Source organism: Leucobacter insecticola (assembly GCF_011382965.1).
Lineage (GTDB): Bacteria > Actinomycetota > Actinomycetes > Actinomycetales > Microbacteriaceae > Leucobacter > Leucobacter insecticola.
The window spans coordinates 435375-449796 of the sequence record NZ_CP049934.1; the positions used below are offsets into that span (position 1 = coordinate 435375).

The 14422-nt window shown below is 59.3% G+C and carries 9 protein-coding genes and 1 pseudogene; 1 reads left to right on the plus strand and 9 read right to left on the minus strand.

From position 1 onward, the window contains the following. Positions 1-3: 3 nt before the first annotated feature. The 8 genes and pseudogenes from pglZ to G7067_RS02030 all read right to left on the minus strand — a co-directional run bounded on the left by pglZ (position 4) and on the right by G7067_RS02030 (position 13486). Positions 4-2499: a BREX-1 system phosphatase PglZ type A gene (gene pglZ, locus G7067_RS01995; RefSeq protein WP_166321565.1), complete on the minus strand. Its 2496-nt coding sequence runs from the start codon at positions 2497-2499 to the stop codon at positions 4-6. Beyond that, on the minus strand, positions 2496-3497 hold the full coding sequence (locus G7067_RS02000) for a virulence RhuM family protein (RefSeq protein ID WP_166321567.1): 1002 nt from the start codon (positions 3495-3497) through the stop codon (positions 2496-2498). The genes pglZ and G7067_RS02000 overlap by 4 nt, the downstream gene beginning before the upstream one ends. Beyond that, positions 3490-7076 (minus strand): annotated as a pseudogene (gene pglX / locus G7067_RS15105) (BREX-1 system adenine-specific DNA-methyltransferase PglX). The gene G7067_RS02000 and the pseudogene pglX overlap by 8 nt, the downstream one beginning before the upstream one ends. A gap of 17 nt (positions 7077-7093) precedes the next feature. Then, positions 7094-10678 carry a BREX system P-loop protein BrxC gene (gene brxC, locus G7067_RS02010; protein WP_244301194.1) on the minus strand — a complete coding sequence of 1195 codons (3585 nt, stop codon included), beginning with the start codon at positions 10676-10678 and terminating at the stop codon, positions 7094-7096. Between the two features lie 2 nt (positions 10679-10680). Then, positions 10681-11289: a DUF1788 domain-containing protein gene (locus tag G7067_RS02015; RefSeq protein WP_244301195.1), complete on the minus strand. Its 609-nt coding sequence runs from the start codon at positions 11287-11289 to the stop codon at positions 10681-10683. Then, on the minus strand, positions 11289-11906 hold the full coding sequence (locus G7067_RS02020) for a DUF1819 family protein (RefSeq protein ID WP_166321569.1): 618 nt from the start codon (positions 11904-11906) through the stop codon (positions 11289-11291). The genes G7067_RS02015 and G7067_RS02020 overlap by 1 nt, the downstream gene beginning before the upstream one ends. A 20-nt stretch (positions 11907-11926) precedes the next feature. After that, positions 11927-12514 (minus strand): hypothetical protein, encoded by a 588-nt coding sequence (locus G7067_RS02025; protein WP_166321571.1) that lies wholly within the window; start codon positions 12512-12514, stop codon positions 11927-11929. A gap of 471 nt (positions 12515-12985) precedes the next feature. Next, entirely contained in the window at positions 12986-13486 is a 501-nt protein-coding gene (locus G7067_RS02030; protein WP_166321573.1) for an HPP family protein, read from the minus strand. Between the two features lie 100 nt (positions 13487-13586). Between G7067_RS02030 and G7067_RS02035 the strand changes: the two genes are divergently transcribed. Then, positions 13587-14135, plus strand: a complete 549-nt coding sequence (locus tag G7067_RS02035) for a TetR/AcrR family transcriptional regulator (protein ID WP_166321575.1) — start codon at positions 13587-13589, stop codon at positions 14133-14135. Positions 14136-14181: 46 nt separating this feature from the next. Here G7067_RS02035 and G7067_RS02040 read toward each other — a convergent pair whose 3' ends face one another. Further along, positions 14182-14331 carry a hypothetical protein gene (locus G7067_RS02040; RefSeq protein ID WP_425280690.1) on the minus strand — a complete coding sequence of 50 codons (150 nt, stop codon included), beginning with the start codon at positions 14329-14331 and terminating at the stop codon, positions 14182-14184. Positions 14332-14422 lie beyond the last annotated feature (91 nt).

Here is a 14422-nt window from a genome sequence, read left to right on the forward strand (position 1 = left end):
CGTCTAGAAATCAAAGTCCGTGCCGAACGCGCGCCTCAGGGTGTAGTGCACACTCTTGTAAGTTTTCCACACCTCGGTGCCCGTGATCGGTTCTTCAAGGCGCAGCTCGACGCGCTTCTCGTTCGCCGCGTCTGCTTCTTGGGCAAGCAGCAAACGCACACTTTGAAAGCGGTCTCGGGGTTCTTCGCTACTCTGGTCAAAGACCAGTTCGACCCGGTTCGAGACCAGCTCGTCGCCGAAGTAGAGCCCCGCCCGCAGCTTCCGCTCGGGGCGCTGCGCGGTCACGGCCGCGGTTTGGTACAACTTCACAACCATCTGTCCGGTCGTGATCTTGTCGCTCTCGGGGTGTATGTCGACGTCAACAGGTGAGACGGTATCGGCGCGCACCTTCCTGATCGATACGACCGGCACGACGATCTCTTGCAGCATGGCACCCCCGTGCACAAATCGTGAGCCGGCACCCTGCTTCGCGATGCGGTGAATGGAGTTCGGGGTCAGCACATCCAAGTCACTCTCAAGCCCCACCTCAGCTGATGTGAACTTTCGAAACGCCTGGTCCTTCTTCAGTCCGCGTCCAAGCACGTAGCGCCGGTTCTTCAGCAAGATCTCATCGCCGTGTGGCTCGGCGGTCAGCGTGAATTGCTTCGGCAGTTTGCCGTCTTGGTACAAGAAGCCGTGGTCGGCTGTCACGACTATGTTGGTTGCGTTCGCACTCGCGAGCGCGCGCACGAGATCCATCAGTTCGTTCATGGCATCTTTGACCGCAGTGAACACCTTGCGTTCTGAAGCCGCCTTATCGCCAATGGCGTCGATCACGTCGTGGTAGACGTAGAGCACTTTATGGCTCGCATAGAGTTCACGACGCTCGGCACCGCTGAGTGCCAAGAAGTCTCCGGCTTGAATCGCAGCCCCATCAACGCTGGCCAAAATCTTGCTGCGGTTCTCGGTACCGTCGGAGCGTCGCCCGTCGACCAACACGGGGTCTCCCCCGGCTGAATGCGCGAGGCTAGCGTGCGGCAGCAGCGCGGCCATGCCAAGTTGCGTGTAACTGGGCAGCACCCCGAGCATGGCGTCAATGTCCGCAGCAAAGCGGTTCTCACCAAGTACCCGTTCGTGGAGTTCCTCGGCAATCTCGTAGCGCATTGCATCAGAGATAATGACGACTACCTTTTTGCGCCCGCCCTGCAAAACTGGTTCAACGTGACGGCTGTAGAACGACGTCTGCGACCGTAGAGCCGAACTCTTCCACGACTCAACACGATCCAGATGTTCCTGCCACGCGACACCCAGCGGGTACAAGAAGTCATTGACGTAAGCGTTTTCGACGGTCACGGCGAGGGTCTCTAGCGGCTGTTTACGTTCGGCTGCATTCTTTGCGTAGGTAAACTGACGATACAACTGGTCGATGCGGTAGAGCTCGTCGCGGTACTGCGCGAGGCCATCGTCAAAGCTTGCGATGCCGATTTCTAAGGTTTTGATGCGGGGCAGGATCGCAGCAGCTGCCTCAAGCGCAGCGTAGATACGCTTGTAGTCGTCGAACCAGACGCTGCGTTGTTTGCGCTGACGGATCAGTTCGTGTGCCTCTCGCTCAGACATCGTTGCGGTCTCAATCGCTCGGGTGAGCGCGCCAATGATGGCCTGTTCGGCGGCTTCGAAAGTGTCGGTCATGACGAGTTCAGGCAGCGAAAGGCTGCGCGCGTGCTCACCCCACGCGAGATCCTTTTCTGCCTGCTTCGCGAGTGTCTTGAGCGCGTCTTCGCTGCGCCGATCGTTGCGAAGACTGCGGAAGTCAATTTCAAGGTTTCGTTTGGTGCGGCTGTCGGCTCCGGCGAATCCATCTGCGGCCTGACGGAACATCCACAGCACAAAATCGGCCATGCTGGGGGTTGCGGCCTCGTATCCGTAGATCTTGCGCGCACCGTCCCAGGTGAATTCCGTGAGTCCCTCTGCTGCGAGCGCATCGTAATCTGAGTGATCGCCGCCGGCGTGCGCGATGAGCAAGCTGCGCACCAGCTCAGAAAAGCTGTGTTCGGTCTGGTTCAGCACCGCGGCGCACATTTTCGCCTGAACATCGGTCTGGTCGTCACCCGGCTGGAGCAATCGCTTGAATCGGCCAAGCAGGGTCCGATTCTTGAAGAAGCCTTGGTGCCCCAAAAAGAGACCTTCGGCCCAGAGCTCGGTCAGACCGAGCTCCGTGCGCAAGAGCGTGTTGCGGTCTGCCGTGAATACACAGTAGGCGAGTTCGAGGTCGAGCAACCAGTTGTCGGCACCCGCGGGTATCGATCCCGAACGATAGACCAGAAAGCGATCTCGCGGCCGCTCGCGGGTGACAAGGTGTTTGACGGCGAACTCGTCGCCCTGAACTCGGACGACGTCGACGCCATCTGGGGCAAGTACGTCGAGCTCGTCACTGAACTCTTGCTCGGGGTCGTGCCACACGACGATGCGGTGTTCTTCGAAGCGCCTGACGAGGTGTTCGCGCACGCGAGTGTTGCTCATGAGTTCTCCTCAAGGGTTCGTTCGATGGCGCGCAGCGCTTCAAGATCGGCGGCGTCTGAGTCGCTCGCCTCGCGCAGGTTACGGGCGCTGTCGTATTCGTCGTATCGACTCTCGGCGAGGGCCTTCGCAACCGCAGCGCGCACGGTGCCCGCGTGGGTCAACAGCTCGCGTTCGTTGAAGCGGAGAAAGGCGTCGAGACGATCGGCCCAGTCTGCCATCGTCATGGCCTGGCGGCGTTTGGCCTGGTCTTCGGCGTAGTCGAGATACATGGTGACGATGCGGTCGAGCTCGGTGATTTCTTCGCTCGCAAGGTAGTTCTTTGCGGTAACCACATCGCCTTTTCGCACGACGTCGCCGCTCCACGAGGTGAGGCCCATGTTAGGGGCAACGGGGTCACTGCGTAGTTTCACGATCTCCGCGGCGGTGTGCCCGGTGACGGCCCAGAGCATTTTGTTCTGCACAGTCGCGAAGAATTGGCGCGCGGTGTCGGCTTTCGCGTCGTAGTCAACGGCGGTGGAGTAGAGGTCGCGAATCTTCTGGTAGAAACGCTTCTCGGAGGCGCGGATCGAGCGGATCCGCTCAAGCCACTCGTCGAAGTAGTCCCGGCCGTCAGCTGCTTTGAGCTTCGCATCGTCCATGGCGAAGCCCTTAACCAGGTACTCGCGCAGTACGTTCGTCGCCCACTGCCGAAATTGCACGGCGCGTGGTGAGGTTACCCGGTAGCCCACCGCGAGAATCATGTCGAGGTTGTACGTCTTGACCGTGCGTCGAACCTGCCTGCTGCCCTCTGTTCGAATGGTCAACTCTGAGTTGACAGTTGCCTCGCTTACCTCTTCGTCAGCGAGAATTCGGGCGATAACCTGTTGCACATTCTGTTTCGACGTGCCGTACAGCTCCGCGATCTGCATCTGGGTCAACCACACGCTGCCACCGACGGCGCGCAACTGAATCTGCGCGCCATCGTCGTTCGTGTAGAGGATCATCTCGCCGTCACTCATTGAGCGGCTCCAGGGCGTTCACCGGCCAGGTCCAGGTTTCAACCTCTTTGCGTTTCGGTTCCAGGCCGATGTTCTTGAGGGCCTTACCGAAGCGGAGGTAGTTGACGAGCACACCATCGTCGAGGTCGATAGGCAGCTGCCTCGTTGCGAGGGGGTAGAGCACATCGCGTTCGTATTCGGCGAGTTCCACGAGTACCTTGCGCAGCCGCTCGGCCTCCTTGCGGTCTTTCGCGGAGCCCGCGGTCGCTGCCTCTTCCACTCGTTCAAGTTCGAGCTCAAGTTTGCTGCGGTAGTCGCGGAGGTATTCGTTGAGCACCGTCGACACGGTGGAGGGCGTGTAGCGGTGCATATAGATGAGGGCATTGAACGAACCTTTGGAGCTCGCGAACATCCAATAGATGGGTCGCTTTTTGTAGCGCTGCACGTGGTCGTCATAGAAGCGAGACTTGCCAGCCTTCGTGATGAAGTAGTCGCGCAGCTCGTTGACGCCGAGTGATTCGGTGACGAAATTGAGGTTCTCTTCAAAGTGCTCCTCACCGAAAGCAACACGCAGAAACTTGCGGAACCGCGCCACAATATCGTCGCTGAACCACTCGCCATCAACAAACGGAATCACGTTGTCAGTATCTGGCATGAAGCTCGGCTCGGGTACCTTCGCAAGATAATCTTGCAGCTTCGAACCCGCATCGGCGAGGACCAGCCCTGGTTCATCGAGACTGTACCGCCCAAACATGCATCCGACCGCGTAGGAGATGAGCTCGGCCACGACGTCGGCTCGTTCAAGTGCCGCGTACTCTTCAGCACTCTTGCCTGGCCCGTACCGAAACTCAACGTTGCGCGTGAGCGACACTCGATGGAGGGGAACCTCGATGGGCACTTCGTTTTCAAGACCGTAGGCTTTGGCCACGATCGCATTATTCTCCGTCTCACGTTCCTTTTGCGCATGCGAGGCCAATTGCTTCTGCACAGACCAAACCGCAAGTTGTGAACCGAAAGGGGTATCTCGAATTTCCGAGAGGCCTAGCCAAGACGGCCTTTCGAAGTCCCAAGAAGTTTCGAAGTCATCCCAGTCTTCTTTTGCAAGTTGGATCGCCGCAGCGGCACCCTGCCCAGCCACCGACTGAGAGAGGGAGATGATCGGAAGCTGCGCAATTTGACCACTTTCGAAATGAAGCGTTGGCGAAAGGACTTGAAGGAATCGACGAGCTACGCTCGAGTTTGCAAACGCCACAAACGCATGGCGCTCCTTCGCGCTCCTAAAGAAAATGGACGGAGCGGTCCCATTATACGTAAAGCCGATTGGATACTCCCGAAACGCAGGATCACCGGTGCTGACATTTGACCAGGAAATAGATGTCTGAAAGTAGGTATTTGGGCTGCGTATCACCGCCTTTGGTTTGCAGGCGCGAAGTTCCTGACCATCATTGCTCCAGTTCACAAGATGCTCCTGATTGCCCCACCATTTCCGAAACTCACCGCCTTTGTTGTGAAGAAACCAGCGAGCAGAAGACAAACTAGCTTCGTCCACACTTGCCGCCTTGAGCAGGCTGCTTTTCCGGCTTACCTCCCACCAAGAACGCAGAAAACGGCCATTGTCAGCTGTTGATAGTCCCTGGCGGGGGTTGAAATTGATCCAAGCAACTGTCCATTTGTGAAAGACTGCCGCATCGCTGGCGAAAGCCAATAGGCGATCGGGGAGCCCGGGATCTTTGTGAAATCTGTTGATGACACTCGGTAGAGATCTGCAACCTCTTGCTGAGACTGCTCGCTTGCGATTCGCCCAAGCCCGGCTGACTTATCCGCTTCAGAGTTGCCATCAACAAGCCGGGAGAATACACCGCGCTGCTGCGCCCGACCGCCACGTTCAAGCACAAACGCTGTGGTGGAGACGACCGATCCGCCGATAGAGTCGAAGGCTCGTTCACCAAGATGAGCCATCGACACAATCGGAGCAGATTTCACCAGCGACAGCCGCAGGTTTTCGTAGGATGACAGGAACATCCACGACTGCATCGTAATCATGGCAACGAGGCCACCCGAAGGCTTGGCAAGATTACGAGAACGCTCAATGAACATCGCGAACAGGTCCGACTTCGAGTCTTTGAAGTGTTTCTTCGCAAACTCGGAGAGCCGCGCATTCATATTCTTGCTGCCCATGTAGGGCGGGTTCGCTACCACGACCGCGTGGCCACCTTGCAACGCATCCGCCTGATCCAGAACCAACTTCGCCTTGACAATGGCAGTCGCAGTAAGAAGCTCATCGCTGTCTACGGGGTGAGCCGCAAAACGTGCCCGAATAGCTTGAGCCAGCTGCGCATTCGGTTGGATCAGCGACCCTAAGGTATCTGCGTGTTCGAAGGCATTCCAGAATTCATCGACGTTGCCGCGGGTCACGTCAATGCCATCTGTCAGCGACCACAGGTAGTCAAGCTCGAACTGATCGAACACGATCGGCTCGATCACCTGAATCTGGGGCATCACGCCCCTGCGTAAAAAGGTGCGCTGCTTCGCGCGCGCCTTCATCGTCAATGCAAAGGCGGCGAGCGCGCCCGCACGCGGATCGATCTCTGTGCCGAAGAGGTTGTGCGTCAGAATACGCGTTGGAATATCGGCCGGGGCGTAGCCCTCCTCTTCATAGATCGCGTAGAGCAGGTCAAAGGCATACGTCAACATGTGCCCCGAGCCACACGCGGGGTCAATCACCGTGAGTTCTTCAGGCTTGGTGATCCGCAGAAAATCCGTCTCTTCATCGACCGGCGCGATGTAGTACTCCATCTGCTCCGCCAATTTCGAGTCTGGCCGGTTCAGCAACCACAACCGACCGATCGAGTTCTGCACGAGGTAGCGCACGATCCAATCGGGCGTGAACAACTGCGTGGCCGCCGGAATCTCTTCGGCACCCGCCTTCTTGTTCTTCTTGAAGCCGTCGAATACCTCGTCCTTACGTTCCGAGATGTAGAACTGGTAAAGCCAGCCGATCACCTCGACATCGTCGCGGCACACATCTTCCGTCAGCACCTTGCGGGCGCGCGACAGGATCGCGCCGTCAGCGAGCAGGTTCGCGGGCACCAACAGCTCCGTGTAGTCGCCCTCGCGCTCAAACATGAACGGCATCGCCCCGTGCCAGGCGCGGCAGTACTCGGTGAGCAGCAGCGCATACGCCTCACCCTCGGCGTCCGTGCTGCGGCGGGATCCGTCAAGCAACCCCACTATCTCGTCGTGCACGCGCATGTGTGTGACCACGGCGGTATCAATGTGCCCTCGCTTCGCATCGGCCAGCACCTCCGGCTGCCCATTCGGCTGCCCCAACGGTGGCGATACGACACCGGCCTCGGTGTACCCACACGCATCCATGAAGCGCAACGCGATAATGCGGTTGAACCACGTGTAGGCCACCTCATCAACGACGTGCGCACGACCGTACCGCCCAATCTCGCGTTCCAGGGCGCGCACCGCATCAGCCCTTTCAGTGCGCGCCACCGAACCCTCAGCGAGCACAGAGGCCACCCGGGCATCAACAGCGGTCAGCAGCTCACGCCGAGCCCAGGTCGCAAAGTTCTTCAGGGGGGTTGTTTCCATGAGGACTCCTGCGCGCTCTAGAGTGAAATGTTCTGGTCGTTCTGGATCGCCGCAAGCAGTGTCTCGCGCAGACGGCCCAGGTAGCGTTCAACGTCGTCAACCGTGGCAAGCACTTCGCCCCTGCCGGGCAGATCAAGTCGTGCGATCGAGACGGTCTGCTTCACTGGGCTGATTGTCTCGGGTGCTGTGCGATTTGCGGCATCAACGGTTCTATCGTTCCCAGCCGAGTCGGACTCTGTTTGGGCGGCGATCGCAGCCCGTGTCCGTTCCTTGGCCGCGCGCACCAACTCGTCATGCAGTTCCGGGAAGATGTTCTCCGAAAACTGCCTTGCCAGCACCTGAATGTCAGAAATGCGAATCTCCGCCTGCACGCGGTCCTGCACCGCATGCACACGATCGGCCACCGCCTCGCGAGTCGCCGCTGTTGCCTCGGCATACAATGGCGTCTCAACGATGCGGTCCCAGCGAGACTCGATATCAGCGAGCGCCACGTCACGCGCCTCCTCAATCGCCACATCAAGCTGCTCCGCCAGCTCCGAGATCGCGCCCTGCAGGCGATTGACCCCGGTACCGCGAAACACCTGTGGGTCATCCAGTAGGCTCATCGCCAGATCTGCCGCGCCGCCCGCCAGGTACGACAGGTTCGAATCGTGCTGTTGCAAGAACTGCTTCGCGCTGTCAAATATCTCGCGCTGCGGGCCATTCACAAACGCCCGGATCGGGTCGATTACGTGGTCTTTCGCTTCGAGGAGTTCATCAGCACTCGCCACGACGTCGCCAGCAAAATCAGTCACAAACCACTCAGCCGGGTGGTCACACAGACCGGCAAGCATCTCAAGAGGCTCAGTGAGCTGCATGAGAAATGGGTACCTGCGCGAATCACACAAACGCTGTAAGTCGCGTAGCCGATCTTCAAGCCGCTGCTTGCCCTCGCGCGCAAGCTCCAACGGATCTTTCGAGATCACACCATCGTCAGTGAACTCGACCACAAACTTACGAAATGCCGTGATCACGCGCTGGTCGTATACCCGCTGCGGGGCCACGATCAACCGATCAAACTTGCTCGTGTCGCGCAGAGAACGAGCAAGTTCCGAGCGCTTCAGCACTGTCGAATCTTGCGCGATCTGCACCTTTGACACCCCGGCAAGATAGGCCACCACACACACGATGGCCCACTGGTCCCAGCCATAGGGCTTCGCGGTGTACCTGTCGATTAGCTGGCGCAGCGTCACCTGCTCGTGCTGTTTGCTGCGCATCACCAGGTGTGCCAGCACATCATCGGCGGGCACCGCGAGCATGCTCACATCTTCATCAAGCAGGCCGTCTTCCGGCGGCATTGCGAGGGTTGCGATCTTCTGCTCACCCAGTTTCGCGTTGCCCAGCATGCCAAGGTTTGTGTAGGTCGCAGCAATCACCCGCTGGAAGCCTTCGACAATACGCGTCATCGGTTCAGTCGCCGCAACGTCCAACACCGTCGCGTTATGCACCAGCGTCGCGCGACCAACCGCCACACGCAGACGCTCAATGAGCTCTTTTTCGCGCTCGTTATTCTGTGTGCGCTTCACACCTAAAATGAGCTGGGCATTCTCAGCCTGGCTGCTCAGGCTCTCCTGCCTGAGGTACTTGTCAGTTTTGATGAACAACGCGAGGTCATTCAGAATGCCCTGACTATCGCTCGGGATCACCACTCGTAGTTCGGCCAAACCCGCACTGTGGCCCTTGATCTGTTCCAAGCTCAAATCGGTGTCGGGGCTCATGAAGTGCAGAGCAAGCTCTTGCTGCCGACTCATCGCTGCGCCGTCAAGCTTGTACCCGAACGGGAAGATCTGCCCGTTCTTGGCGTGTGTCACTTTTGGAGTCTTCACGACCGAATCGCTCAGCATGGAGAACAGGCGTTTCGAGACTTCTGAGGAATCGATGTCGACACTCTTGATCGCTTGTTCGATACGTTGCTCTTCATTGCTCAGGTATTGAAAGGTGTCGCCCATTCGTTGAACAAAGGTCTGCGCTTCAAGCTCGGTGAGGGCCTCTCGCACCTCTTTACCGAGTTGAGTGAGGTCTGCGCCAAATCGGTCATATACGAGCACCGTGAGGTTGCGGGGTGTCGCTTTGAAACGTTCGACGTATTTCACCAAGAAGAGAGCCTTGAGCAGGCGCAGCGCCAATTCGCTCAACCTGCCGTCTTTCGCCAGGTTCTCAGCGTCGAGAATCGCACGGTGCGTAGCCGCCTTCAGCGCACTGCGAATACCCTCAAACATCTGATCGAAGGGGGCGAGCGCACCGAGTGGCTGATCTGCGAGGTGCTTCGCAGCCTCTTGCACCACCCCAAGCATCGAGCGCTCACCCACAGAGCTATTCCGCCCCTCGAAGAGATTGTGTTCCGAGATCCCCTCAATCGCAGCCTGGAAGAGCGGAAACTGGTAGCTCACGAAGGGATACGTGCCGATGAAGTGCTCTTCGCCACGGTAGCTTGGGTAGCTCGTGCCGTCGACAAAATCAAAGACCGTCTTGAAGTTTGCGTGCTCCGCCGCATAGAGCTCTGCGATCTGTGGCGTCGCAGCAGCGCTCTTGGTGAGCAATCGCTTGCGAATCACCTCTTCGACATCTTGGCTCGTGAGTTTCAGCCGGTTCTTGAAACGCGCCTGAATCTTTGAGAAGTCGTTCGCCTGCGTCTTGGTGCGGTCGCCACCGACCTTCTCCATGTCTTCTTGTGAAGTCACGAAGATCCACGCACGGCCGTCACATTTCGTAGCGAGCGACTCAGCGATGGTCTGCAGGTTGAGCATGAGCTGCGTGTTCGTGCCAATAAACTGGCCGACCTCGTCGACAAAGAAGTTCAGCCGAAACCCCTCGGGCTGCTGTGCGAGCCAGGCCGCCACCTCATCGGCAAAATCTTCAATTGACACGTGATAGCTCGAGTTGTATTGACGGATGATGCCCGGGCTCGAGCTTCCGTTCACCTCGGCGAATGCCTCGTCAATATTCGCGGCCTCAAGCGCGCTCTGTTCGCGTCCCTGAGACCAGGGCATGCTCGCTCGACGTTCGAAGGCCGCGACAAACGCCGCCAGCTGACCGCGGCTATCGAGATCCCGCTCAAAGCGGGCGATGTGCCCCTGGTTACCGTAGTAGCCGCGCGACTCGTCAAAGACCTTCACAAACACCCGCAGCAGGGCATCGGTCTGATCCTTCGTGATCAGCGTCGCCTTCTGATCAATGTTGAACAGCAGACTCTTCGCCGGGATCGCATCGGCCTTAGCGATAAGCGCGGGCAAAAAAGCACCCTCGGCTTTGTTGCGAAACGACGCCGAAGCTTCGCTGCGCGTATAGTCATGGCCGTCAACATCACCGAGTAAATGCGCCAGCATCTTCAGCAGGTGCGACTTGCCCGAGCCGAAGAAACCCGATATCCAAACACCGTTTGCAACGGGACCACCGGCTGACGCCGTATACGCCTCTAGGGTGTGCTCCAAACCTTTCGCTGCCTCGTTGGTGAGCACATATTCGTCTACCTCGACGCCCAAACGAGACGAATCATCTGCCTTGATGACACCCTCGATCTGGCGCTGCACATCTTTCGCGAAGATCTCGTTGATCGTGATCATGTCTACGCTTCCTGTTCCATAATGTCTTTGGCCCGGTAATAGCTGTCGCTCGCTGAAAGGTTCAACGGCCTGAGCTCATGGCCGGTTGCCTGGGAGAATGCGTACCGCCCCGGAAACCACAAGAGCAGTGGCTGTTCAGTCACGACGCTTTGCAGGTTTTCTAGCACCGTGTGCGTGCGAATGTATGGCCAGACTTCGCCAAGGCCAGCAAGAAACACCATGTCGCTAGGTGTTTCGGCGAGGATGCTACGAATAGCCGGGGCCAAATGAGCTTTCGGCTCCAACATGTTCTGCAGCCCTTCGCGAAACTCGCGTTTGTCCTCTTGTAGCTCAAACTCGGCAAGACGGTCCCACACCCCACGCTTGCGCAGCAAGTCAACCGCGAGGTCGTACATATTGATATTCGCGATACGCAGGCCGTCTTCAGTTTGTAGCTTGGTGGTGACGCGATCCCGAATCTCACGCACCGGCAACTCGTTCTCTGGCGGATAGTGGTAGATGAAGAACGGGATCTCGTTCGAGAGGCCCTCCATGCGCAGAAAACGGTCGCTTCGCAAGACCCGATACAGGTGCTGCTCGTCAGACTCAAGGGTGCGCTGCTTGTCTTGCACTACGTGGACACCTCGCTCGAAACGGCTGCTGGGAAGAAACGGACCGCACTCGGATGGTGCGCTTGGAGCAGCCTCGTGACACTCGGCGACAGGATCGCGGGCATCATGTCTCCCGACTCTGTCAAGAACCCTGCCTCCCTCATCATACGAAACAAGTTGGCTCGCAGTTTCACTCGCGTCGACATCGCAAGCTCGTCCAGCTCCGGGTGCCACAGCCCCTTTCCGATAATGAAGCGGTCGAACACCTCGAGATCGAGCGTGCGGTTCATCGTGAGGAACCGTTCGCGAAGCACCTCTTCGGCGAATTCTGCGATGAACGTGTATCGGTGGCAAACGGCGAGCCACATGATGTGCGTCCGTTCTGTGGGGCTCGCCTGGTCAAAGAATTCGAGCTCGCCCGGGGTGAGTACGCTAAGGCGTTGCACGAGTTCGCGGGTGATACGTGTGAGCGCGCTTGTGGTCGAAATCTGCAGCGGGTTCTCGGCGACTGTTTGCCGTCTGACCGCAGTCCAATCGCGCGAGCGCAGATAGAGGGGGACAAGAACATCTGCTTCGCGCGCCAGCAGCCCTCCCGTGGTAAAGGAGAGCGTGTAGCGCTCAGCGTAGTCTTCCGTCATGCGCGCACCGTCTCCTTCCGTCATTTGGGCAGTAGATCAGGATACATGGCGCTCACGACAACCATGAAGACCGACACGGGCAGGCGACCCGCGAACCGGAGAGCGCAGCCGTGTTTCATTCTATTGCTCGACCAGGGCCTCTGGGCGAGGCACCCATTGACGCTTCTAAGTCTCGCCGGTATGCGGAGGCGGCGCGCAATCCCAAGACCTTGATTGTTGGTGTTCGCCAAACGCGACTGCCGCAGAATCATTGCAGCCCCGCACTCAGTGGCGTCAACGGCAAGCGGCCCAAACCAAACCTCACGCCCCGTGGCGACCCGCCCCGCCGCCGCTGCTACTACGGCGACGAGAGGCTTCCCAACGCTGCCCCCCCAGATCAGGCCACCCATGAGCACACCGGCGCCGCCGCCCCAGAGTGCGGCCTCACGCAGCGCGGCCGCACGAGTATCGGGGTGAATGAGCCACACCTTCACACTGCCGTCCGGCCTTCGCTCACGCACAACGACGACATCATCACCGCGCTGATGCGCAGAACACGACTCAATACGGGCGAATTCGGGAGGAAGCGCACCCGGCGGATCGAACGACCGGTATGTGACAATGTACACGGGCTCTCGACGCGACGACAGCCGCCCCCGCATCTCTCTGTCTCCCCGGTGTCCTCCCGCGCTATCACTCGCGCTTCTTCCCTGGGCAACCCTTCCGTGTGCGACCACGCGTTCAGATTGACGGCGGCATAGCTCCCACCGATCACTGCAAAAGCGAGCAGACCACCCAGCAGAGGCCGAAACTCGCCCCGCTTCGCGCGCTGAGACAATTGAGATTGTCTCGAGAGAGCGGTTCCCGCGCCCTGCCGTACCCGCCGGAACCAGCCCCGGTTCTGCGGGCGCTCGGCGATGTTGTCGGGGAAGTCTCTCATCAGAAGCAGCCTATCCCGCTATGAGAAACCTTCGGATATCCAGGCGCACGCGATCGGTAGCCTTACGGTCCACTCGTCAAGACCTGGCAACGGCCGAGCCACCCCGCTGCGACTCTCGCCGCGTCGTCGCGCATGCAAGCCCGATCCTGGCCCCATCACCTCACCACCAGTACGCCGGGTATGCGGTGCGCTTCAGGGCGGAACGGAGGAGCCCAAACGCGACCAGCACGAGGGCGGCGAGCGCAACGCAGACAACGAAAGAGAACCGCCCATCCGTCACCGCCACTCCAACGACGGCAGTCGCGGCGGCCGGAGAGTGCGATATGCGCATGAACAGCATCGCACCGAGGGCGAGACCCCCTGCGACAGCCGCCGCCCACAGCGAGGTGTCGACCAACCCGATCAGCACGCCGATCATCGCAGAGACGATCTGCCCTCCGACAACATGGCGGGGCTGTGACAGCGGCAATGAGGGCGCGCCCGCGATAAGCGCCATACTGGCCGCCATCGGCGGGATGAGGAGGAGATGCCCCGACAGAAGACCCAGCCCAACAAGTGCCATGAGCGCGGCGACAGTCGTGAGTGTTGCCGCCAACAACGTTGAGAAAGCCGGGCGTGCGGGTGCCTTGCTGATCGGTATCAACCGCGGGATCTGCATCATGTCCGCTCCTTCACACGGGCGAGAACGATCGTTCTCGCCCCCTTCTGATACCTTAGAGAATGATCGTTCTCTCCGCAAGCCAGGAAAGCGAGTGACCCGCATGACTCCTCACTCTGAAGCCGACCAGCTACTGGACGCAGCCGAAGAACTCTTCTATGAAAACGGGTACCAGTCCGTCGGAATGGATGCCCTTCGCGCCGCAGCCGGCCTGCCACTCAAAAGGATCTACTCCCTGTTTGCGGGCAAGGAAGCAATCTCGGTCGCGATGCTGGATCGGCGCGACCAGCGATGGCACAGCGCTCTCGCGGCAGACGTCGACCAAGAAACGCTGCCGGAAAAGCGCGTACTGGCGATATTTGACTGGCTCTCCGTCTGGCTCGCTAGCGAAGGACATCGCGGTTGCGCCTGGATTAACGCGTTCGGCGAGTTGGGCGGAACCTCGCCGGAGGTCACCGAAGCGGTGCGTCGACACAAGACCCGGCTTCGAAACTACGTGAACGAGTTGGTAGCCGAAACCGACGCTCCGCGCTCAGTCGCCGATGCCATCTTCCTGCTCGTCGAAGGCTGCATGGTGACCGCGGGGATATCGGGTAACTCTGGCGCGGCAACTGAAGCCAAGATCGCCGCAGCGCGACTGCTGGATGCTTGACCCTGACCCAATGTCCACCACTGGGATCTCAGACAAGGCCCGCACCTCACCGCTGCTGCGCGTAGAGCTCCGCGTGCGCACCCTCGCGGGCCAGTAGTTCGGCGTGGGTGCCCTGTTCCAGGATCCGGCCCCCACCGACCACGTAGATGCGGTCCGCCTCAATCACGGTCGACAGGCGGTACCCGCGCTCCCCCACAATCGTGTCGTAGCCAACGGGGAAGGACGCGATCGTGTCGCGGATCGCTGAGGCGAGCCGTGTCCCGTTGCCAATTTCAACGCGAGTGAGG